The 22,188-nt window shown below is 69.8% G+C and carries 18 protein-coding genes; 15 read left to right on the top strand and 3 right to left on the bottom strand.

From position 1 onward, the window contains the following. The first annotated feature begins 3 nt into the window (after positions 1-3). Positions 4-948 (top strand): hypothetical protein, encoded by a 945-nt coding sequence (locus tag WBG06_RS09970; protein ID WP_336736428.1) that lies wholly within the window; start codon positions 4-6, stop codon positions 946-948. A 57-nt stretch (positions 949-1,005) separates the two neighbouring features. On the opposite strand, the gene WBG06_RS09965 is transcribed toward WBG06_RS09970, so the two are convergent. Further along, the gene (locus tag WBG06_RS09965) at positions 1,006-2,154 is read right to left on the bottom strand and encodes an acyl-CoA dehydrogenase family protein (RefSeq protein ID WP_336736427.1); all 1,149 of its coding nucleotides are present in this window, start codon (positions 2,152-2,154) and stop codon (positions 1,006-1,008) included. A 120-nt stretch (positions 2,155-2,274) separates the two neighbouring features. On the opposite strand from WBG06_RS09965, the gene WBG06_RS09960 reads away from it, so the two are divergent. From WBG06_RS09960 to WBG06_RS09940, 5 genes are all read left to right on the top strand, one after another. Next, positions 2,275-2,868 (top strand): helix-turn-helix domain-containing protein, encoded by a 594-nt coding sequence (locus WBG06_RS09960; RefSeq protein ID WP_336736426.1) that lies wholly within the window; start codon positions 2,275-2,277, stop codon positions 2,866-2,868. A gap of 53 nt (positions 2,869-2,921) precedes the next feature. Further along, positions 2,922-4,133, top strand: a complete 1,212-nt coding sequence (locus tag WBG06_RS09955) for an acetyl-CoA C-acetyltransferase (RefSeq protein ID WP_336736425.1) — start codon at positions 2,922-2,924, stop codon at positions 4,131-4,133. Between the two features lie 138 nt (positions 4,134-4,271). After that, complete coding sequence (locus WBG06_RS09950) at positions 4,272-6,437, top strand: 3-hydroxyacyl-CoA dehydrogenase NAD-binding domain-containing protein (RefSeq protein WP_336736424.1); 2,166 nt, start codon at positions 4,272-4,274, stop codon at positions 6,435-6,437. A 150-nt stretch (positions 6,438-6,587) separates the two neighbouring features. Beyond that, complete coding sequence (locus WBG06_RS09945) at positions 6,588-8,018, top strand: DUF4232 domain-containing protein (RefSeq protein ID WP_336736938.1); 1,431 nt, start codon at positions 6,588-6,590, stop codon at positions 8,016-8,018. Between the two features lie 65 nt (positions 8,019-8,083). Next, complete coding sequence (locus WBG06_RS09940; protein ID WP_336736423.1) at positions 8,084-8,602, top strand: SPFH domain-containing protein; 519 nt, start codon at positions 8,084-8,086, stop codon at positions 8,600-8,602. A 32-nt stretch (positions 8,603-8,634) separates the two neighbouring features. Here WBG06_RS09940 and WBG06_RS09935 read toward each other — a convergent pair whose 3' ends face one another. Then, on the bottom strand, positions 8,635-11,448 hold the full coding sequence (locus WBG06_RS09935; RefSeq protein WP_336736422.1) for a M4 family metallopeptidase: 2,814 nt from the start codon (positions 11,446-11,448) through the stop codon (positions 8,635-8,637). Between the two features lie 201 nt (positions 11,449-11,649). On the opposite strand from WBG06_RS09935, the gene WBG06_RS09930 reads away from it, so the two are divergent. From WBG06_RS09930 to WBG06_RS09915, 4 genes are read left to right on the top strand one after another with little or no spacing between them, the layout of a single operon-like run. Further along, the gene (locus WBG06_RS09930) at positions 11,650-12,201 is read left to right on the top strand and encodes a PadR family transcriptional regulator (protein ID WP_336736421.1); all 552 of its coding nucleotides are present in this window, start codon (positions 11,650-11,652) and stop codon (positions 12,199-12,201) included. Further along, on the top strand, positions 12,198-12,344 hold the full coding sequence (locus WBG06_RS09925; protein WP_336736420.1) for a hypothetical protein: 147 nt from the start codon (positions 12,198-12,200) through the stop codon (positions 12,342-12,344). The genes WBG06_RS09930 and WBG06_RS09925 overlap by 4 nt, the downstream gene beginning before the upstream one ends. Next, entirely contained in the window at positions 12,292-13,059 is a 768-nt protein-coding gene (locus WBG06_RS09920) for an ABC transporter ATP-binding protein (RefSeq protein WP_442945425.1), read from the top strand. The genes WBG06_RS09925 and WBG06_RS09920 overlap by 53 nt, the downstream gene beginning before the upstream one ends. Beyond that, positions 13,056-15,716, top strand: coding sequence for an FtsX-like permease family protein (locus WBG06_RS09915; RefSeq protein ID WP_336736418.1), 2,661 nt, complete (start codon positions 13,056-13,058; stop codon positions 15,714-15,716). Before WBG06_RS09920 ends, WBG06_RS09915 begins: the two co-directional genes overlap by 4 nt. A gap of 121 nt (positions 15,717-15,837) precedes the next feature. Here WBG06_RS09915 and WBG06_RS09910 read toward each other — a convergent pair whose 3' ends face one another. Then, a complete protein-coding gene (locus WBG06_RS09910) occupies positions 15,838-16,197 on the bottom strand; it encodes a VOC family protein (protein ID WP_336736417.1) in 360 nt (119 codons plus the stop codon). 114 nt (positions 16,198-16,311) lie between these two features. Between WBG06_RS09910 and WBG06_RS09905 the strand changes: the two genes are divergently transcribed. From WBG06_RS09905 to WBG06_RS09885, 5 genes are read left to right on the top strand one after another with little or no spacing between them, the layout of a single operon-like run. Further along, positions 16,312-16,911 (top strand): TetR/AcrR family transcriptional regulator, encoded by a 600-nt coding sequence (locus tag WBG06_RS09905; protein ID WP_336736416.1) that lies wholly within the window; start codon positions 16,312-16,314, stop codon positions 16,909-16,911. Further along, a complete protein-coding gene (locus tag WBG06_RS09900; protein WP_336736415.1) occupies positions 16,908-17,702 on the top strand; it encodes a TIGR03084 family metal-binding protein in 795 nt (264 codons plus the stop codon). Before WBG06_RS09905 ends, WBG06_RS09900 begins: the two co-directional genes overlap by 4 nt. Then, positions 17,699-19,489, top strand: a complete 1,791-nt coding sequence (locus WBG06_RS09895; RefSeq protein WP_336736414.1) for an acyclic terpene utilization AtuA family protein — start codon at positions 17,699-17,701, stop codon at positions 19,487-19,489. The genes WBG06_RS09900 and WBG06_RS09895 overlap by 4 nt, the downstream gene beginning before the upstream one ends. Next, on the top strand, positions 19,486-20,619 hold the full coding sequence (locus WBG06_RS09890; RefSeq protein WP_336736413.1) for an acyl-CoA dehydrogenase family protein: 1,134 nt from the start codon (positions 19,486-19,488) through the stop codon (positions 20,617-20,619). Before WBG06_RS09895 ends, WBG06_RS09890 begins: the two co-directional genes overlap by 4 nt. Next, positions 20,616-22,184 carry an acyl-CoA carboxylase subunit beta gene (locus WBG06_RS09885; protein WP_336736412.1) on the top strand — a complete coding sequence of 523 codons (1,569 nt, stop codon included), beginning with the start codon at positions 20,616-20,618 and terminating at the stop codon, positions 22,182-22,184. Before WBG06_RS09890 ends, WBG06_RS09885 begins: the two co-directional genes overlap by 4 nt. Positions 22,185-22,188: the final 4 nt, after the last annotated feature.

Below are 22,188 nucleotides of genomic sequence, written 5' to 3'. Positions count from 1 at the left end.
GCCATGACCGCTGCTATCGGAGTGACCAACCGTGCCACCGAGACCTACAACCCCTGGTTGGCGTTGGAGACGCCGGCTCTTCGTCCGGCCGTGGAAGCCGGTGACTGGGGTCTGACTGCCAGGATCCTTGGCGGGCTCGACGTGGAGAGATGTTCCAAAGCGGTCGGGCTGATTGCGGAGACCGATGGCGTCGAGGCCTGGCTCATTCCAGCGGCGAACGGTGGAGATCTGATGGCGCGAACCGTGCTGGGCGCCCGGTTCGTGCGTATCGCATGGCTGCGCCGTTCCGGCTACAGGGCCCCGTATGTTTCCGCGGCACAGTTCGCCGGGTTCTTCGAGGCGCTCTCCGCGGCGGAGGAACTGCTCACCTCTGTGACCGCGGTCGCGCCGACGTACGTCCATGCCTGGGAGTGGCGGATCCTCACCGCCCTGGGCCTGGAACTCGGTATCGTCGAGGCTCGTCGCAGGTATGACCACATAGCAGCCCTGGTGCCCCACCACTTTGCTGCGCAGCAGACCTTCCTGCAGCATCTGCTACCCAAATGGTTCGGGTCGTGGGAGCTGGCAGAGGCGTTCGCGGACGAGTGCCGCGGTGTGGCCCCTCTCGGTTCGCCGAGTCGAGCGCTCTGGGCAACCGTGGAGGTCGAGCGGTGGCTGGACATTCCCTCCCACCGGCCGCAGACGCATCCACTCGGCCATATCGCTGCCGAGACGGTGTCTCACCCTGCCCATCGGCCTGGTCCTTGGGGTGCTGCAGTGCATGCGGAACTGGCATTCCTGTACTCCCGTGCAGGACAACCCAGAAGCGCGGCCGTGCACTTCGCCGCTCTGGACGTGCGGCCCTCCCGGAACGGTTGGGCCTACCACGATCGGACCGAGGCGATCTATCGCAAGGGGCGGCGACGTGCGCTAGGGCGCGGATTCGTGGGACGGTTCGGCTCCTCCTAGGAAGGCTTGTGCTGCCCGGAGTGCGGCAGCGCACTCCGGGCAGCACACCGCGGAGGTCTAGAGCCCGAGGTGGCGGCTGATGATCAGCTTCTGCACCTCGGTGGTGCCGCCGTAGATGGTCTGGATGCGGCTGTCGATGAACGCCTTGGCGATCGGGTATTCCATCATGTAGCCGTAGCCGCCGTGGATCTGGACGCCCTGGTCGACGAACTTCTTCTGCAGCTCGGTGGTCCACCACTTGGCCATCGAGGCCAGGACGGTGTCGGCGGTGCCGGCGTTCAGCTGGGTGATGGCGTCGTTGAGGAACAGCCGGGCGAGGTAGGCCTCGGTGGCCATCTCGGCCAGCGTGAACGCGGTGTTCTGGAAACGGCCGATCGGGCGGCCGAAGGCCTCGCGGGTGCGCGCGTAGTCCAACGAGAGCTCGAGGACCTGCTCGACCGCGGCGACCGCGATCGAGGCGACCGAGATGCGCTCCTGCGGCAGCAGGGTCATCAGCGAGATGAAGCCGGAGCCCTCCTCGCCGAGGAGGTTCTCCTTCGGTACGACCACGTCGGTGAAGGAGAGCTCGGCGGTGTCCTGAGCCTTCATGCCGACCTTGTCGAGGTTGCGGCCGCGCTCGAAGCCCTCCATGCCGCGCTCGACGACGAGCAGCGAGATGCCGTGGGCACCGGCCTCGGGGTTGGTCTTGGCGACCACGATGACCAGGTCGGCGTTGATGCCGTTGGAGATGAACGTCTTCGAGCCGTTGAGGAGGTAGTGGTCGCCCTTGTCGACAGCGGTGGTGCGTACGCCCTGGAGGTCCGAGCCCGCGCCCGGCTCCGTCATCGCGACAGCGGTGATGATGTCGCCCGAGACGCAGCCCGGCAGCCAGCGCTGCTTCTGCTCCGGGGTGCCGAGGTGGGAGATGTAGGGGACGATGATGTCGGTGTGGACGAAGAAGCCCGGCCCGCTGGCGCCGATCTTCGCCATCTCCTCGTGGAGGACAGCATTGAACCGGAAGTCCTTGATGCCGGGGCCGCCGTACTCCTCGTCGACGTCGAAGCAGAGCAGCCCGGTGTCGCCGGCCTTCTTCCACAGCTCGCGCGGGACGATGCCGTCCTTCTCCCACTGGTCGTGGAACGGAGCGACCTCCTTCTCGAAGAACGCCTTCGCGGTGGCGCGGAAGTCCTCGTGCTCCGCCTCGTAGATGGTGGGCTTCTCGGGCATGACACTCCTTGGTCGACGGTCGATCGCATCGGGCTCGCGACTGTGACGCAAGCCACCGACGGAGCAACTGTGACAGTAACACTGGCGAAGTAGCAACACTTTGGTCTACGGTCCCTGGCTATGACCGAGACGACCGATGAGCTGATGACGATCGACGAGCTGTCGACCGTCACCGGGGTGTCGGTGCGCACCACGCGCTACTACGCGAGCCTCGGGCTGATCCCGCCGGCGATCAGGCGCGGCCGGGTCGCCTACTACGGGCCCGAGCACCGCGCTCGCCTGGACATGGTCACCGCGCTCCAGGAGCACGGGTTCACCCTGCAGGCGATCGAGCGCTATCTCGCCCGGCTCCCGGCCGAGACCACCCGGGAGGATCTTGCGATGCAGCGCGCCATGATCACGTCCTGGGCCACCGAGCCGACCGATGACATCCAGGCCCGCATCGGCCGTGAGCTGATCGCGCTGGGGCTTCCCCGGGACGCGCTCGCGGCCGCGTACGCAGCGACGTCACGCCTCATGGCGGATCTCGCCGACGAGCTCAACACCATCCTGCGCGACCAGGTCGTGGACCCGTTCAAGCGGACCCATCACACGCCGGAGGAGGCGGCACGCCTCGAGGAGGTGCTCCCGCGGCTGCGGCAGCTGACCACCGAGGCGATCGTGGTGAGCTTCCAGGACGCCGTGAATCGGACGATCTCGCGCAACCTATCGTGAATCATTCGGACCAACCCTGTTGACTGTGACAGTTTTAGTGTCACAATCGGCGCATGGCTGAAGCATTCATCTATGACCACCTGCGCACGCCGCGCGGGAAGGGTAAGAAGACCGGAGCGCTCCACGAGGTCAAGCCGATCGACCTGGTGGTCGGCCTGATCGACGAGACGCGCAAGCGCAACCCCAACCTCGACCCCGAGCTGATCGACGACGTCGTCCTCGGTGTCGTCACCCCTGTCGGCGAGCAGGGCGGTGACATCGCCAAGACCGCCGCCATCAAGGCCGGACTCCCCGAGACGACCGCCGGTGTGCAGCTCAACCGCTTCTGCGCATCCGGCCTGGAGGCCGTCAACCAGGCCGCCTCCCGCGTACGCGGCGGGTTCGAGGACCTCATCCTCGCCGGTGGCGTCGAGTCGATGAGCAAGGCGCCGATGGGCAGCGACGGCGGCGCCTGGGCGCAGGACCCCGACACCGCGCTCAAGACCGGCTTCGTCCCGCAGGGCATCGGCGCCGACCTGATCGCGACGCTGGAGGGCTTCAGCCGCGCCGACGTCGACCGTTACGCCGCGCAGTCGCACGCCCGGGCGGCCGCCGCCTGGGAGAACGGCTACTTCAAGGACGCCGTGATCCCGGTCGTCGACCAGACCGGCCTGACCGTGCTCGACCACGACGAGCTGATCCGCCCCGGCACCACCGCCGAGACGCTGGCCGGCCTCAAGCCGTCCTTCCTCCAGCAGGGCCAGGAGGCCGGCTTCGACGACGTCGCGCTGGCGAAGTACCACTGGGTCGAGAAGATCGACCACGTCCACCACGCCGGCAACTCCTCCGGCATCGTCGACGGCTCCGCGCTGATGCTGATCGGCTCCGAGGAGGCGGGGAAGGCCAACGGTCTCACCCCGCGTGCCCGGATCGTCTCGGCCGCCGTCTCCGGGGCCGACCCGACGATCATGCTCACCGGCCCGGCCCCGGCCTCGCGCAAGGCGCTGGCCAAGGCCGGCCTCACCGTCGACGACATCGACCTCTTCGAGATCAACGAGGCGTTCGCCGCGGTCGCGATGCGGTTCATGAAGGACATGGGCATCGACGAGTCGATCACCAACGTCAACGGCGGCGCGATCGCCATGGGTCACCCGCTGGGCGCGACCGGTGCCATCATCCTCGGCACCCTGGTCGACGAGCTCGAGCGTCAGGGCAAGCAGCGCGGCCTCGCCACGCTGTGCGTCGGTGGCGGCATGGGTATCGCGACGATCGTCGAGCTGGTCTGACGCGTCCGCGAATGCTCACCGAGGTAACTCGGTGAGCGCCCACCTCCCTCGTGGAACTCCGCGAAGGAAGCGACAGCTGACCGAGGTACCTCGGTGAACATCCCGGGCCGTGCCCGACACAGACTTGAAGGAAGACAGATGAGCGAGACCGCAGTCCGCTATGACCGCGATGCCGACGGCATCGTCACGCTGACCCTGGACGACCCGAACCAGTCGGCCAACACCATGAACGAGCTGTACAAGACCTCGATGGCGGACGCTGTCGAGAGGCTGTACGCCGAAGCAGACGACGTCACCGGCGTCGTCATCGCCTCCGCGAAGAAGACCTTCTTCGCGGGCGGCGACCTCAAGAACATGATCCAGGTACGCCCCGAGAACGGCGCCCAGGTCTTCGAGGAGGTGGAGGCGATCAAGGCGACCCTCCGCAAGCTCGAGACCTTCCCGAAGCCGGTCGTCGCCGCGATCAACGGTGCCGCCCTCGGCGGTGGCCTGGAGATCGCGCTGGCCGCGCAGCACCGCATCGCGCTGGACGCCCGCTACGACATCGGCCTGCCCGAGGTCTCCCTCGGACTGCTGCCCGGCGGTGGCGGCGTCACCCGCGTCGTACGTCTCCTGGGGATCATGACCGGGCTGATGGACGTCCTCGGCCAGGGCACCAAGTTCAAGCCCGCCGCGGCCCTCGAGAAGGGTCTGATCCACGAGCTCGTCTCCTCCCCCGACGAGCTCGTGCCCGCCGCGAAGGCGTGGATCAAGGCCAACCCCGACGAGATCGCGCAGCCGTGGGACAAGCCCGGCTACAAGATGCCCGGCGGCAAGCCGACCTCGCCGGCGCTCGCGGGCTTCCTGCCGGCGTTCCCGCCGATCCTGCGCAAGCAGCTCAAGCAGTCCGACATGCGTGCGCCGAAGGCGATCCTGTCGGCCGCGGTCGAGGGTGCGATGGTCGACTTCGACACGGCCACCCGGATCGAGTCGCGCTACTTCGTCTCGCTGGTCACCGGCCAGCAGTCGAAGAACATGATCCAGGCGTTCTTCTTCGACCTCGGCGCCATCGGCGCCGGCACGCTGCGTCCTGACGGCGTGGAGAAGTTCACCGCGAAGAAGGTCGGCGTTCTGGGCGCCGGGATGATGGGTGCGGGCATCGCGTACTCCTTCGCCCGGGCCGGTGCCGAGGTCGTCCTCAAGGACGTCGCGATCGAGGCGGCCGAGAAGGGCAAGGCCTACACCGCCAAGCTCAACGAGAAGGCGGTCTCGCGCGGCAAGCTGACCCAGGAGAAGGCCGACGAGATCCTCAACCGGATCACCCCGACGGTCGCCCCGGAGGACTTCGCCGGTGTCGACGTGGTCGTCGAGGCGGTCTTCGAGGACGTCGCGCTGAAGCAGAAGGTCTTCAGCGAGATCGCCCCGTTCGTCAACGACGACGCGGTGCTCTGCTCCAACACCTCGACCCTGCCGATCACCGAGCTCGCCAAGGGCATCGACCGCCCGGCCGACTTCATCGGCCTGCACTTCTTCTCCCCCGTGGACAAGATGCCGCTGGTCGAGATCATCCGTGGCGCCGAGACGAGCGATGTCGCGCTGGCCAAGGCCTACGACATCGTCCAGCAGATCAAGAAGACCCCGATCGTCGTCAACGACAGCCGCGGCTTCTACACCTCGCGCGTCATCGGCACCCAGATCCAGGAGGGTCTGGAGCTGCTCGCCGAGGGCTTCGCGCCCTACTCGCTCGAGCGTGCCGCGACCCAGGCCGGCTTCCCGGTCGGTCCGCTGCAGATCGCCGACGAGCTCAACCACGAGCTCATGGTCAAGATCGCTCGTACGACCCGCGAGGCCGCCGGCATCGAGGAGCTCACCACCACCGAGAAGGTGCTCAACCCCCTCATCGAGGCGGGTCGCTCCGGCAAGCTCAAGGGTGCCGGGTTCTACGACTACACCGACGGCAAGCGCGGCTCGATCTGGGCCGACCTCGGCAGCGTGTTCCCGGTCGCCGAGAAGCAGATCCCGATCAAGGACGCCGAGGAGCGGATGCTCTTCATCGAGGCGCTCGAGACGGCGAAGTGCTTCGAGGAGGGCGTCATCACCTCCGCCGCCCACGCCAACATCGGCTCCATCTTCGGCATCGGCTTCCCGCCGCAGACCGGTGGTGCGGCCCAGTTCATCACCGGCTACGAGGCCGCTGACGGCTCGATCGGCATCGAGGCCTTCCTGGCTCGTGCCGACGAGCTGGCCGAGACGTACGGCGAGAGGTTCCGTCCGACGCAGTACCTCCGCGACCTCGCGGCCAAGGGCGAGGGGTTCCCGGCTTGATCAGCCCGGCCTGACCCCGCTCCCCGTGATGTGGTGAACCGGCACGGATCCTGTGAAGGAATCGTGCCGGTTCCGCATTTGCCGGGCTGATGAGGCTCGTCCTGTGCGACTCTTTGCCTTCCGCAGAGGTCGAGGAGGACGTACGTGACGATGCCGGGCAGCACCCGAAGGCGCGAGCTCCGGGTGAGGGCCGTGGCCGTCGGCCTGGTTCTGCTGGCCGTGGCAGGGGCTGCGGTCGCGATGCTCTGGGGCCGACCCGGTGCGTCGGTGGCCGGGACGAGAGCGCTGGACACGGTGTCGAAGATCCTTGATCTCTCCGACGCGTGGCAGTCCGTCCCCGGCGTACGCGACGTGCTGGCCGTCGACGAGTCCCGGCGCATCCCGGGCGAGGACTTCGGGGAGGCCGATCGCACGGAGCACTCGGTGACCGTCGAGGTGACCCTCGAGGACGATCTGTCCGGACCCGAGGCGGCCGACGCCGGCTCCGAGGTGCTGCGGTTGCTGCGGCCCGAGGTCGCCCGGCTCGCACCGGACGCCCCGGCCGACCGGACCAGCGTGTCGTTCGAGATGGGCGGGACCGACGTCCGGGTGGCCGCGAGCGGCCTGGACCCGGTCGATGCCGTCGGCGACGCGCTCGCCGATGCCGTCGCTCTGCACGAGGCCGGTGCGACATCGGTGTCCTCGAGCGTCTCCGAGCCGCAGACGGGCAGCCCAGCGGCTGCCGACGTCGAGGCGCCGCAGCATGCGCTGGCGGCGGTCGCCGCGGCCGCACGCAACCAGCAGCGCCCCGTCGATCTTCGCGGTGGCAAGGCCTGGTACCGGTCGAACGAGCTCCCCGATCCGGTCGCGGTCGGTCTGGTGGCAGCCGCCTCCGAGCGCCCGTCGGTGACCTCCGCACAGCTCTCCGCTCCTTTCGAGCCACTGATCGTCCTGGTCGAGGCGGCCGAGGGCGACCGTGCGATCACCGATGTCAGCCGGTGGCTCACTGCGTACGACGGCTATCCCGGAGGCTCGGCACAGCCGCTCGCGTACTCGGTCCAAGGGACGCGTGGCGGCACGGCGGAGGGCTGGGTCGGCGGCAGGACCCCGGCGCCGACGACGATGCCGCCGTTCGGCGATGCCGCGCCCTGGCCCGCCGACCCGGCCGCGCCGTCCTGCCGGCCAGCGGATCTCGAGGTCACCTTCGGCGGGCAGGACGCGGCTCTCGGATCGCGGCAGGCGTGGCTCCTGGCCCGCAACCTCGGCCGTCGAGCCTGTGCGATCGAGGGCGTACCCGACGTCGTGTTCTTGAACGCCGCCGGCGCTCGGCAGTCGGAGGTGACGGTCAAGCCCTACGCACCGGGCATGGTGCCCGAGCGCGTCGTCGTCCCTCCGGTGCAGTCGGTGATGGCGGTGATCGACTGGCAGGCGATGTCGACCGCGAACGACCCTGACATCACGACGGAGCTGCTCGTGACCGCGATGCCCGGCAGTACGCCGACCACGCTCGGTGTCGCGGTGATCGACGGGCCGAGCGGTCTCGACATCCTCGACGGGGCCGAGGTGCGGATCAGTCCCTGGGCGCAGAGCGCAACGGGCTGACGTACGGAGACGAATGGGTGGCAGAGCCCATTCGGCATCGGCAGCGGGTCGAGAAGACTCGTGCCATGGGGGAGATGCTGACGGTCCTGACGATCGCGGGGATCGCGATTGTCCTGGTGGTGGCGTCGCTGCTGCGGCGAGCGCGCCGTGGCGAGTGTCTGGTGGTGACCAGGCACCGCCGGATCGTCCGGATCGCGTCGGGGTCGACGACGTTCGCGGTTCCGGGCTTTCACGAGGTGCTCGCATGGCCGATCGAGCCGATCGAGATCGCGATCGTGGTCCGGGCCCGGACCAGCGACGACCAGGACGTACGTGTCCTCGCGACCTTCTCCGTCGACGTCGACCCGCCTCGGATCGGCGCGGCGTACATCGACCCGCGTGCCGTCCTGCACACCGCGCTGGAGCGGCGGCTCGCTGCCGCGGTCCGTGCGCTGCCCGCCGCGCGGCTGGCCGGTCGCGACGGGCTCGAGAACGCTGTCGACGGCATACGGATCGATGGTCTCGCTGCGGGTGTCGTGACCGATTCGGTCATCGACGAGATCGAGCTGCTGCTCCATCCGGACCGGCCCGGCGACGGCGGCTGAGAGGCCGCCGGGCCGGGCCGGGTTGGGTTGGGTCAGCGGATGATGCCGGTGGCCGCCGAGGTCGCCGACTTCGTGTAGTAGCCGGTCTTGCGGCCGGTCACCCGGACGCGGATGCGGTCACCGCGGTCGATCGACCTCAGTCGGTAGGTCCTCCCGGTGGCTCCGGAGATGACCTTGCCGTTGCGCAGCCACTGGTAGGAGTACGAGATCGTTCCGGGCTTCCAGGTGCCGCGGACGGCGGTGAGCGTGTAGCCCACCCGGCGAGTGCCGCTGATCGTGGGGGTGACCGACGTCAGGTAGCCGGCCAGGATCTTGCCCGTGCCCGAGCTCGTCCGGACCCCGGGGTTGGCCGCCGGCCACGCCGAGGAGTAGGCGGTGACCCGGACCTGGATCGTCCGGGCGTGGTCGTAGCCGGTCAGCTTGTACGTCGACCCGGTGGCCCCGCTGATCGCGGCGCCGTTGCGCAGCCACTGGTAGCGCACCGACGACGCGGCCGGGCTCCACGAGCCCTTCGATGCGGTCAGGGTGTAGCCCACCCGCTGGGTGCCGGTGATCCTCGGCGCCGCCGTGTTTGCGATGGTCTGCGGGTTGCAGGTGTAGAGCTCCACGCCGTCGATGAACCAGCCGATGAACGAGCCCTCCTGGTCTCCGCGGACGAGCCACTGGAGCTGGACCGTCTTGCCGGCGAAGGCGGACAGATCGATGCGGGAGCTGATCCAGCCGTTGGAGTCGCCGCCGAAGCCGGTCAGCGGCTTGGACGGGTTGTTGAGCAGCAGCTTCTGCTTCGGCCCGTTCACCCAGGCCGTGGACGGGATGGCCGTGGCGACCCCGTTGACCAGCAGTCGCGCCTCGCCGCCGTCGTAGTACTCCGGCGTCGGGTAGCGGGGGTCGCTGCCGGTGTACCACTCGAACAGATACCAGTGGCTGAACCGCAGATAGGCCCGCTTGCCCGCCGGCACCTTGAAGCCGGACGTCGTGAGCCCGCTGACGGTCGGGTCGCCATAGGCGTCGGGGTCGGGGTTCATGCCGAACTCCGAACCGTTGCCGTCGCGGTCGTTGGCGGGGATGCCCAGAGCCGCGTTCGGCGCGGCGGTCCAGAGCCCGCCGCGACTGGTGGACGGGGTGGCCATGGCGGTCTTGCCGGTGCTGCCGGCGGGACAGGTGCTGGGCGCCTCCGCGGGGCGGGTGGCGCCGGCCTTCGTGGGGGACTTCGCGAGCTCGGTCGCCTCGGTGGCCAGGCGCACCTGCGCGCAGTCGGCCGCGGTGAAGCCGGCGGTGCCGGCAGCAGCCAGGGCGTCACAGCCGGTGACCAGCGTGCGGCCGAGGTCGGCGTACTGGCTGCCGGAGACGAGGTGCTGGATGGTGTAGAGGTAGAGCGTGGCGGTCTTCTGGAGGCTCGCGTCGTCGCCGTCGATCCCCGACATCGTGCGCCCGTTGAACGAGCCACCCTGGGAGATGAGGTAGGCCGTCTTGTTGCCGACCCCGCTGTTGGTGTGCACGCCGCCACCGTCGGCGTAGTAGGTCTTGTCGTCGGCGTCCCACAGGGAGCTGGTCATCCTGTCGGGCTGGCCGTGGACCGTGGGGTTGGCGAGATCCCGGATCGCGCCGAACGAGGAGTCCTCGCCGAGGCGCCAGTCGGTCGGGGAGTCGCCGGCGGTCGCGTAGCGGTGGTCGACGATCTCGCCCATGATGTCGGCCAGCGACTCGTTGATCGCGCCCGACTCATACCAGTAGAAGAGGTTCGAGCTGCGCTCGATCACGCCGTGGGTGAGCTCGTGGGCGACGATGTCGTCGACCACGAGACCTTGGCCGAGGTAGATCTGCTGGCCGTTCCAGAAGGCGTTGTCCATCGGGCACGGCGGGTTGTAGTCCGGGAACGCCTGCTCGCAGTAGCGGGTGGTCGCGGTGATCGCCGGGGTCGTGGCATCGTCGGACCAGCCGATCTCGGCGGTCAGGTCCAGGTCGAGCGACGCGTACAGGTCGGCGGTCGCTCCGAGCAGGTCGTAGGCGCCGTCGACGTCGTCGATCCCGGAGGCCGGGTCACCTTCGCGGCGCTTCACCGTGGTGCTGGTGTCCGCACAGCCGATCTCGGCGCGTCGTACGTTCGCGTTGTCGCAGATCCGGCGGTTGGCGTGGGCGATCTCGTCGACGTGCATGAGCACGCGGCCGGTGCCGGCGTGGACCAGGACCGTCTCGCGGATCGTGGAGCCGTTGGACACCGAGAGCCGGCGGACGCTGGTCGTGCCGATCTGCGGGCCACGGACGAGCTCGTCGTCGTAGAGCCAGACGCCCTGGTCCTCGACGGTGAGGTCGCCGGTGGCGTTCTGGTGGGCCTTGGCGACGACAGCCTTGGCTGCCGCTGCGGCCTTCGTGCGGCTGACGCTGGTCGCCTGGGCCGAGGTGGCGTCGGAGAGGTTGGTGGCCGCGGACGTCAGGCCGCGCTCCTCGTCGAGGCCGACGACGACCTCGCCGCCGAGGACCGGCACACCGTCGACGTACTGGTCGAACCGGGTGACCGACCCGCCGCCGACGGCCGCGGTCGTGTCCTTCTCGCGAAGGTCGAGGTCGTCGGTGCCGAGGGCCTTGCCGGCCTGGGCGAGGTGGGTCCGCGCGGCCTTGCCGGGGGCGACCGAGCCACCCAGCGGCTCCGCGGCGTCGCCCTTCGCGCCGATGAAGTCGGCCTCGCCGCCGGCGGTCCGGTGGATGGTGAGAGGTACGCCGGCGCGGTCCCTGTAGGTCGCGATCGGATCGGGTTCGGCGGCGTGGGAGGTCATCGGGATGATGCTCACCCCGCCGAGAGCGAGTGACGCCGCAGCGAGCGCGACGACACGTCCATGACGTGACACTTCTTGTCCCCTGTTCAGGTGGTGTGGTGGCTGCCGACCCGAACCGGCGGAGGAAGTCTTCCATGTCGCGCGGGGATCGGCGGCGGAAATATCCGAGGTCAGGCCGTCGGTCCTGCTGTCGGCCTCAGGGCGATGTCGGCTTGCGAGGGGGTGCATACTCGGTATATACATACTGAGTAAGTAACCAGAGGGGGTGATCGAGTGTCCGTGAAACACGCACTGCTGGCGCTGCTGGAGAAGCCGCGCTACGGCTACGAGCTGCGCGCCGAGTTCGAGCAGCGCACCGGGGCGAGCTGGCCGCTGAACGTCGGGCAGGTCTATACGACCCTGTCGCGACTCGAGCGGGACGGCCTCGTCGAGGCCGGAGGGACCGACGCGGAGGGACGGTCCCTCTATCAGCTCACCGAGGCCGGCAAGGTCGAGGTGAAGGGGTGGTTCGACACCCCGGTGGAGCGTACGCAGCCACAGCGCGACGAGCTCGCGATCAAGCTCGCGGTCGCCGTCGCGGTGCCGAGCGTGGACGTCGGCAAGGTCGTCCAGCAGCAGCGCAACGCGACGATGCAGGCGCTCCAGGGATACCGCCGCCAGGCGCGCTCCGGCGCCGGCGACGACCTCGCCGGAGGGCTCGTCCTCGACCGGCTCGTCTTCGCCGCCGAGGCCGAGATCCGCTGGCTCGACCACTGCGAGGCCCGGCTGCGCCGGGCGGCTGCGACGAGCACCGCGCCGGAGCCCGCCGACGGAGGGGACCGATGAACGCCACCCTCGCCCACGACCTGCGCCGCCTCAGCCACGACAGCGACCGCTGGCTCGCCGATGCTCGCGAGCGGCTGAGCCGCCACATCCATGCAACACCCGTCAAAGCGGGTCCCACTACCGAGGAGTCCACCGATGAGTGAACCCGTCCTCCGGCTCACCGACGTGAGCCGTGTCCACGGCACCGGCGCCGCCGAGGTCCACGCCCTGCGTGGGGTCAGCCTCGCAGCGTACGCCGGTGAGCTGGTCGCCATCATGGGGCCGAGCGGCTCCGGGAAGTCGTCGCTGCTGACGATCGCAGGCGGCCTCGACTCGCCGACCTCCGGGTCGGTGACCGTCGACGGCCAGGACCTCGGCGAGGCCGGGATCAGCGGACGCGCGAAGCTGCGGCGTACCTCGATCGGCTACGTCTTCCAGGACTTCAACCTGATCCCGGCCCTCACGGCGGCCGAGAACGTCGCGCTGCCGTTGGAGCTCGACGGCGCCGGCCGGCGCTCGGCACAGGCGGCGGCGAGGGTCGCCCTCGAGGAGGTCGGGCTCGACGGTTTCGACGACCGGTTCCCCGACGAGATGTCGGGCGGTCAGCGGCAGCGGATCGCGATCGCCCGGGCGATCGTCGGCGAGCGCCGCCTGATCCTCGCCGACGAGCCGACCGGCGCGCTCGACACCGAGACCGGTGAGGACATCCTCAAGCTGATCCGTGCGCGGTGCGACGCGGGTGCGGCCGGGGTGCTCGTCACCCACGAGCCGCGCTACGCGAGCTGGGCCGACCGGGTGATCTACGTGCGCGACGGCGTCGTCGTCGACGAGGCCGGCGAGACGCCGGGCACGGTCTTCGCGGCCGAGGTGGACGGATGAGCGGGCGCCTCGCCGGGTGGCGGCTCGCGCTGCGGATCGGACAGCGGGAGGCCAGGCGCGCCAGGTGGCGCAGCCTGCTGGTCGTCCTCATGATCGCGCTGCCGGTCGCGGGGGTCACCGCGGTCGCGGTGACGTACCAGACCTATGACGTCGACACGATCGAGGGCCTCGACCGTCGGCTCGGCACCGAGGCTGCCGCGCGGGTGGAGGCGCAGAGTCCGGGACAGGTCCGGCAGGGCATCGACCCCGACAACGCGGCCGAGTGGGTCGAGGAGACCGGGGACGGGCCGCTGGACGAGGCCGGTCTGCGCGCGGCGGTCGGAGACCGGCCGGTGCTCGCGATGAACGACTACGGCCTGGACGTACGCACCGACAGAGGTGTCACCTGGGCGAGCGGACTCCGGATCGATCTGAACGACCCGCTCGCGGCCGGGCTGACCGAGCTGACCGAAGGTCGTCTCCCGCAGGGGACCGGCGAGGTCGTGGTCAACGCGGCCCTCGCCGAGCGCGGGCCGGGGATCGGCGAGGAGCTTCGGATCCCCGGCGCCGGCACCGAGGAGGTCCGCGAGATCGTGGGGATCGTCGAGTCGGCGTCCGTGCGCAACGAGCCTTTCGTCGCCGGGCTGGACCTGCCGATGGCGTCATCGTTCGACGTCCCGACCTGGCTCGTCGGAGGCGAGCCGATCACCTGGGGCGATGTCGAGGAGTTGAACGCGGAGGGTGCCTTCGTGCTCTCGCGCTCGGTCGCCGAGAACCCGTCGGAGGCCGCCCTGGCCGCCGATCGGGAGCTCCGTCCGCCGATGGAGGCGCCGGATCCGGCCGAGGCCGTGATCGTGGTCCTCATCGTGGTCATGGTGCTGCTCGAGGTGGTGCTGCTCGCCGGACCGGCATTCGCGGTGGCGGCGAGGCGGCAGGCCCGTGACCTCGCCCTGATCGCGGCGTCCGGTGGCACGGCCCGTCAGTCCCGGCGCGTGCTGCTCGGGATGGCGATCGTCCTCGGTGCGGTGGCGGCTGTCGTGGGTGCGGTCCTCGGGATCGGGCTCGGCCGGCTGCTGCAACCGCTCGCCCAGGCGCAGGTGTCCGACTGGTTCGGGCCGTTCGAGGTGCCGTGGTTGCGGATCCTGGCTGTTGCCGCGATCGGGTTCGCGGCCGCGATCTGCGCAGCCGTCGTACCGGCCTGGATCGCGTCGCGCCAGAACGTCGTCGGCGTGCTGTCCGGGCGCCGCTCGGAGAGCCGGCCGTCGCGGCGGTCGCCGGTCATCGGGATCGTGCTGGTCGTCGCCGGGTGCGCCTCGGCTGCCTTCGGCACCCAGAACGCGCTCAGCGGAGTCCCGATCGCGCTCGGTGTCCTGCTCTGTGTCACCGGGCTGCTCTTCATCCTCCCGGTGCTGGTGTCCTGGGCCGCCCGGTTCAGCGCCGGGATGCCGCTGGCGATCCGCTTCGCGACCCGAGACGCCGACCGGCACCGCACCCGGACCGTTCCGGCGGCCGGCGCCATCGCGGTGACCGTGGTCGGGGTGGTCACCCTCGGGATCGCGTTCGGCAGCGACCAGGAGCAGAACCAGGCGACCTATCTCCCGACCTTCGCCATCGGCGATGCCGTGGTGCAGCCTCGGCACGCCATCACCGACGACGGTCAGGTCGCCGCCGAGGCGCAGTGGCAGGACGTCGCCACGAAGATCGAGAAGGCGAGCCCGGGTTCGACGGTCACGCCGACGACCGGCGTGGGTCTCGCTGACGGCTATGTGGCCGTGCAGACGGGGGATGGGGGTGAGGTCGCCCTGGACACGATCGGCGGTGGATTCGGTGAGCTCGTCGTCGCCGGGGACGACGGCACCGTGCCCGAGTTCGTGACCCGATCGCTGCCGGAGCTCGATGTCGCCGCCGCGGAGAAGACGCTGGGCTCGTCCGGGATCGTGGTCTTCACCACCGACGACGCGCTGGAGTCCTCCCGGACCGCACGCCTGGTCGTCACGGAGTACTCCGAGGACGCCGGCACGGAGCGTGAGGTCGCCGCGGTCAGCGTGCCGGCGACGTTCGTCGACGTCGGCGACCGGGCCGCACCTGCGTACGCGATCGCGACACCGGAGACGGTGAAGCGGATCGGCGCCGTCCCGCAGGTCAACGGGCTCTACGTCGAGGACGCCAGGATCAGCGCCGCCGCCGAGACCGACCTGAACGAGGCGCTCGCCGCCGGCGAGCTCTCGACCTCCATCCAGGTCGAGCGGGGCTTCCAGCAGGAGGACTCCACCGTGATCGTGTGGCTGCTGCTGGTCACCCTGGGCGCGGTGCTGATGATCGGCGGCGCGCTGACCGCGACGCACCTGGCGCTCAACGACGCCCGTCCCGACCTGGCGACCCTGTCGGCGGTCGGAGCCAGGACGCGTACGCGGCGAGGGGTCGCTGCTGCGTACGCGATCGTCGTCGCGCTCCTCGGTGCGGTCCCCGGCGCGATCATCGGGTTCGTCCCCGGCATCGCGGTCAGCTATCCGCTCACCGCCGAGTCGTGGCCGATGCGTGATGACGTGGCCGCGCACTACCTGGAGATCCCGTGGACGCTGATCGGCGTCGTCATGATCGGCCTTCCGCTGCTGATCGCGCTGATCGTCGCGGTCACCACCCGCAGCCGGCTCCCGATGGTCGCTCGCGTCGAGTAACTGCCGAGGCGTCAGCTACGTCGGCCGAGACGTCGCTCCCGCGAATCGAGTTGGCACGCTGGTGCCAACTCGATTCGCGCACGTGACGCCTCGGCCGACGGGGCGACGGCTCGGCAGGGGATCAGGCCTGGCAGAGGCAGAAGGTGTGGCCGACCGGGTCGAGGAAGACGCGGAAGGTCGTGCCGGGCTGGACCTCGTGCTTGGTGGCACCGAGGGCGAGGGTGGCCTCTTCCGCCGAGTCGAGGTCGTCGACCGTGACGTCGAGGTGGGTCTGCTGAGGTACGTCCTGGCCGGGCCACTGCGGAGCGCGGAAGTTCTCGACGCGCTGGAAGTCGAGGGACCCACCGTCGCCCCAGGCGCTGGCCCAGCCGCCGTCGTCGTCGACCTTGGTCTCCCAGCCGAGGAGCTGGGCGTAGAAGGTGGCCAGGGCTGCCGGGTCGGGGCAGTCGATGACCCATTGCGGGTTGCGTGCGATAGCCATGTGACCGACGTTAGAACCGGTTCCGGACGTTCCGCTTCCGCCTGCGGGATCGACGTCTCAGAAATATACAGTCAGGGTTGACTGTTTGTTTCTGGCCCGGCAGAGTGCCTGCCTGTGAGCCAGGCCACCCGCGTACCCCAGGAGCAGCGCACCCGCGCGATGCGGGCGCGGCTCCTCGACGCCACCGTCGAGCTGCTGGTCGAGCGCGGCTTCGCGGGCACGTCGACGACTCTCGTCTCCCAGCGGGCCGGGGTCTCCCGCGGTGCCCAGCTGCACCACTTCCCTGCGAAGAACGACCTCGTCGTCGCGGCGGTCGAGCACATCACCGAGGCTCGCGGACAGGCCCTCAAGGAAGCGGCTCGTACGCTTCCCGAGGGCGGGCGGCGTACGCGGCAGGTGCTCGCCATGCTCGCCGACCACGTCACCTCGCCGGTCTTCACCGCCGCCCTGGAGCTGTGGGTCGCTGCGCGCACCGACGAGCAGCTCGCCGCCGCTGTGGGGCCTCTCGAACAGCACATCGGCCGCGAGCTCCATCGGCTCACGGTCGAGCTGCTCGATGTGGACGAGGCACGACCCGGCGTACGCGAGCTCGTGCAGGCCACGCTCGACATGGTGCGCGGCCTGGGTCTGGCCGACACGATCTCCGACGATGCCGCTCGCCGTGAGCGGATTCTCGATCGATGGGCCGAGGTCCTGGAAAGAGAGCTTTCATGAGTCTGTTGGATCAACTTCTCGAGGACCTCTCCCTGGAAGGGTTCGAGCTGCGCCAGGTGGTGGCGGGGATGAGCGAGGCCGGGTGGCGCGAGCCGACGCCGGCCGAGGGCTGGGACGTCGCCGCCCAGATCGCCCACCTGGCCTGGACGGACGAGGCCGCGCTCGCCGCGACCGAGTGGGTGGCGGGTGACGCCACCGCCTGGGACGAGCTGGTCACCGAGGCCCTGGGTGATCCGGAGGGATTTGTCGACAAATCCGCACTGGCGCTGGCCACGATGCCGGCGACCGAGCTGTTGGAGCACTGGGACGGCGTACGCGGTGAGCTCGCCGGGGCGCTCGCGAACGTGCCGGACGGAAAGAAGCTGCCCTGGTTCGGTCCGCCGATGTCGCCGGCCTCGATGGCGACCGCGCGCTTCATGGAGACCTGGGCCCACGGGCTGGACGTACGTGAGGCACTCGGCCTCACCTACGAGCCCACCGACCGCATCAAGCACGTCTGCCATCTCGGCACCCGCACCCGGGACTTCGCCTATGGCGTGCACGGCCTGACGCCGCCCGGATCGCCGTTCCGGGTGTCGCTCACTGCGCCTTCCGGTGAACAGTGGGAGTGGGGGCCCGAGGATGCGGCGGAGAGCGTCCGCGGCCCGGCGTACGACTTCGCGCGACTCGTCACCCAGCGCATCCACCGCGACGACACCGCGCTGGAGGCCACCGGGGACGAGGCCGAGCGGTGGCTGACGATCGCCCAGGCGTTCGCCGGTCCGGCCGGGGGCGGGAGGCCCAAGAAGTGATCACCATCGGCAACTGCTCCGGCTTCTACGGGGACCGGTTCTCGGCGATGCGGGAGATGCTCGAGGGCGGCCGGCTCGACGTGCTGACCGGCGACTATCTCGCCGAGCTCACCATGCTCATCCTCGGCAAGGACGCCCTCAAGGACCCGTCGACCGGCTACGCCAAGACCTTCCTGCGCCAGGTCGCGGACTGCGTCGACCTCGCCCTGCAGCGCGACGTCAAGATCGTCTCCAACGCCGGTGGCCTCAACCCCGCCGGTCTCGCTGCCGCCATCGAGGCGCTCGGGACCTCCGCGAAGGTCGCGTACGTCGACGGCGACGACCTCCGGGGTCGTCTCGACTCTCACCCCGACGCGCTGACCGCCAACGCCTATCTCGGTGCCTTCGGGATCGCGCACGCTCTCGACGCCGGGGCCGACATCGTCGTCACCGGCCGGGTGACCGACGCGTCGGTGGTCGTCGGGCCGGCGATCGCGCACCACGGCTGGAAGCGCGACTCCTACGACGAGCTCGCCGGCGCCGTTGTCGCCGGGCACGTGATCGAGTGCGGAACCCAGGCCACCGGTGGCAACTTCTCCGGGTTCCTGACCATGTCGCCGCAGGCCCGGGCGCGTCCGCTGGGCTTCCCGGTCGCCGAGATCGCCGTCGACGGCTCCTCGATCATCACCAAGCAGGACGAGACCGGCGGGACGGTCACCGTCGACACGGTCACCGCGCAGCTGCTCTACGAGATCCAGGGCCCGCTCTACCTCGGCCCCGACGTCACCACCGACCTGACCTCGATCCGGCTGGAGGAGGTCGGGATCGACCGGGTCGCGATCACCGGAGTGACCGGCACCCCGCCACCTGCCACGCTCAAGGTCGCGGTCAACTCTCTCGGCGGCTACCGCAACTCCACCGAGTTCGTGCTCACCGGACCCGACATCGATGCCAAGGCCGCCTGGCTGCGTGACCAGCTCGACGCCGAGCTCCCGATCGGGCCGGACTACACCTGGTCGACCTACCGCATCCCCGCGCCCGACTCCCCGACCGAGGAGGGGGCTGCCTGCATCCTGCGGCTCTCCGCGCGCGCCGCCGACGCCGACGCCGTCGGCCGCGCCCTGACGGCCCCGGCCATCGAGCTGGCCCTCGCCTCCTACCCGGGCTTCCACGTCACCGCGCCTCCGGGACGGCCGTCTCCGTTCGGGATCTACAAGGCCGCGTACGTCCGGCGCGACCGCGCCCCGGAGACCGTCCACCTCCCTGACGGCTCGACCTACGAGGTTCCCGCCCCCCTCGCCTATGCCGAAGCGTCGGCTACGTCGCGCGAAGCGTCACGCACGTCGGCCGAAGCGTCAGGTACGTCGGCCGAAGCGTCACGCGCGTCGACCGGGGTGACCTCTCGGCCGACCGGAGCGACGTCTCGGCCGACGGGGGCGACGTCTCGGCGAGAGCTGGGGGAGCTGGTCTACGCGCGGTCCGGGGACAAGGGTGGGGATGCCAATCTTGGGCTCTGGGTGCCGCAGGGGCGGCCGGAGGCGGCTGTGGAGTGGCTCCTCGGCACGGTGACCCCGGAGTGGGTGCGGGAGCTGCTGCCCGAGGCCAAGGATCTCGCCATCGACATCACGCCGCTGCCGCACCTCCGTGGCGTCAACATCGTCATCCACGACCTGCTCGGTGAGGGTGTGGCGGCCTCGACGCGGTTCGACCCGCAGGCCAAGGGGCTGGGCGAATGGGCTCGGAGCCGATTTGTCGACATGCCTGTTGAGCTCAGCCCGACCGACATCGTCCCGGAAGGACATCAGTGAGCAACGACCTTTTCCAGCTGGGCGCCGAGTTCGCCCGCCGCGAAGTCTTCCCCGGCCTCCAGGCGTGGGAGGACGACCAGGAGATCCCGCGGGAGGTCCACCGGGCCGCCGCCAAGCAGGGGCTGCTGGGGATCGGGTTTCCCGAGGGGGCCGGCGGTGAGGGTGGCGGGCTCGCCGACACCGTCGCGGTCACCGAAGGGATGATGTCGGAGGGTGCCACCTCGGGCCTGCTCGCTGGCCTGTTCACCCACGGGATCGCGCTGCCGCACATCGCCCGTCATGGCTCGCCCCACCTCGTCGACACCTATGTGCGGCCCACGCTCGCCGGCGAGAAGATCGGCAGCCTCGCCATCACCGAACCCGACGGCGGCTCTGATGTCTCTCACCTGCGCACCACCGCGGTCCGCGACGGCGACGAGTTCGTCGTCAACGGCGCCAAGACGTTCATCACCTCGGGCTGCCGCGCAGACTTCGTCACCACCGCGGTACGCACCGGCGGCCCGGGCGCCGGCGGCATCAGCCTGCTGGTGATCGACAAGGACACGCCTGGCTTCACGGTCACGCGCAAGCTCGAGAAGATGGGCTGGAAGTGCTCCGACACCGCGGAGCTCGCCTTCGAGGACGTACGTGTCCCGGCCGCCAACCTCGTCGGCGAGGAGAACGCCGGCTTCGTCTACATCGCCGAGGCGTTCGTGACCGAGCGGATCGCGCTGGCTGTGCAGGGCTACGGCACCGCCGCCCGCTGCCTCGCGCTGACCGCCGACTACGCGCGCCAGCGTGAGACCTTCGGGGAGCCGCTGATCAAGCGCCAGGTCGTACGCCACAAGCTGGTCGAGATGCACCGCCAAGTCGAGGTGGCCAAGGCCTACACCCACGCGGTCGTCGCCCGCTATGACCGCGAAGGGTCGACCCAGACGACCATCGCCGAGGCGGCGCTGGCCAAGCAGACAGCGGTCGAGGCCTGCACCTGGGTCGTCGACCAGGCCGTCCAGCTCCACGGCGGGACGGGATACATGCACGGGACCGAGGTCGAGCGGCACTACCGCGACGCCCGGATCCTGCCGATCGGAGGAGGAGCGACCGAAGTGATGACGGACCTGGCCGCCAAGCTGTTGGGACTGGATCGATGAGCAACAGAGAAGCCCTCCTCGAGAAGATCGAGGCGCTCGACGCCGAGCACGCCAAGGCGGCGGCCGGAGGCGGCGAGAAGTACGTCGCCCGCCACAAGGCCCGCGGCAAGCTCCTCGCCCGGGAGCGGATCGAGCTGCTGCTGGACGAGGGCAGCCCGTTCCTGGAGACCCAGCCGCTGATCGGCTGGGGCAGCGACTTCCCGGTCGGCGGCTCGATCATCACCGGCATCGGCGTGGTCGAGGGCGTCGAGTGCATGATCGTCGCCAACGATCCGACGGTGAAGGGCGGGGCACTCAACCCGTACTCCCTCAAGCGCTCCTTCCGGGCCGCCGAGATCGCGGAGAAGAACGGTCTCCCGACGATCAACCTGACCGAGTCCGGCGGCGCCGACCTGCCCACCCAGAAGGACATCTTCATCCCGGGCGGCAAGGGCTTCCGCGACCTGACCAGGGCCTCCGCCCGCAAGCAGCCGACCATCTCGGTGGTCTTCGGCAACTCCACGGCCGGTGGTGCGTACGTCCCGGGCATGAGCGACTACGTGATCATGGTCAAGGAGGGCGCGAAGGTCTTCCTGGCCGGCCCGCCGCTGGTGAAGATGGCCACCGGTGAGGACACCGACGACGAGTCGCTGGGCGGCGCCGAGATGCACTCGCGCATCTCCGGCTCCTCCGACTTCCTCGCCGTCGACGAGCACGACGCGATCCGGCAGGCACGACGGGTCGTCGCCCGGCTCAACTGGCGCAAGCGTGGCCCGCTCCCCCAGGCGAGCTACGAGCCCGACCTCGATCCCGACGGCCTGCTTGACCTCATCCCGACCGATCTCAAGGAGCCCTTTGACCCGCGCGAAGCGATCCTGCGGATCGTCGACGGGACCGGCCCGGACAACGAAGTGCCCTTCGACGAGTTCAAGCCCCTCTACGGAACGAGCCTCTGCGTCGGCTGGGCCCGGCTGCACGGCTACGAGATCGGCATCCTGGCGAACGCGCGCGGCGTCCTCATGAGCGAGGAGGCCCAGAAGGCGGCGCAGTTCATCCAGCTCGCCAACCAGAAGGACACCCCGCTGCTGTTCCTGCACAACACCACCGGCTACATGGTCGGCACGGAGTACGAGCAGGGCGGCATCATCAAGCACGGCGCGCTGATGATCAACGCGGTCTCCAACTCCACCGTCCCGCACCTGACCGTGATCATGGGCGCTTCCTACGGCGCGGGGAACTACGGCATGAACGGCCGAGCCTATGACCCGAGATTCCTCTTCACCTGGCCCTCGGCCAAGTCCGCGGTGATGGGGCCGCAGCAGCTCGCCGGGGTGATGGAGATCGTCGCCCGCGAGTCCGCCGAGAAGAAGGGCGAGATCTTCGACGCCGACGGCTTCAAGGGCGTCAAGGACATGGTCGAGGCGATGGTGGAGGAGCAGTCGCTGCCGATGTTCCTCTCCGGCCTCGGCTACGACGACGGAGTGATCGACCCCCGCGACACCCGCACCGTCCTCGGCCTCTGCCTCTCCGCCATCGCCACCCGACCGATCGAAGGCGCCATGAACTTCGGCGTCTTCAGGATGTGAGCGC

The sequence above is a fragment of the Nocardioides sp. CCNWLW239 genome, assembly GCF_037137035.1.
In the GTDB taxonomy this organism is placed as follows: Bacteria; Actinomycetota; Actinomycetes; order Propionibacteriales; family Nocardioidaceae; genus Nocardioides.
Note: the sequence above shows the minus strand (reverse complement) of the source record. Positions and strands in the feature narration are given on the sequence as shown.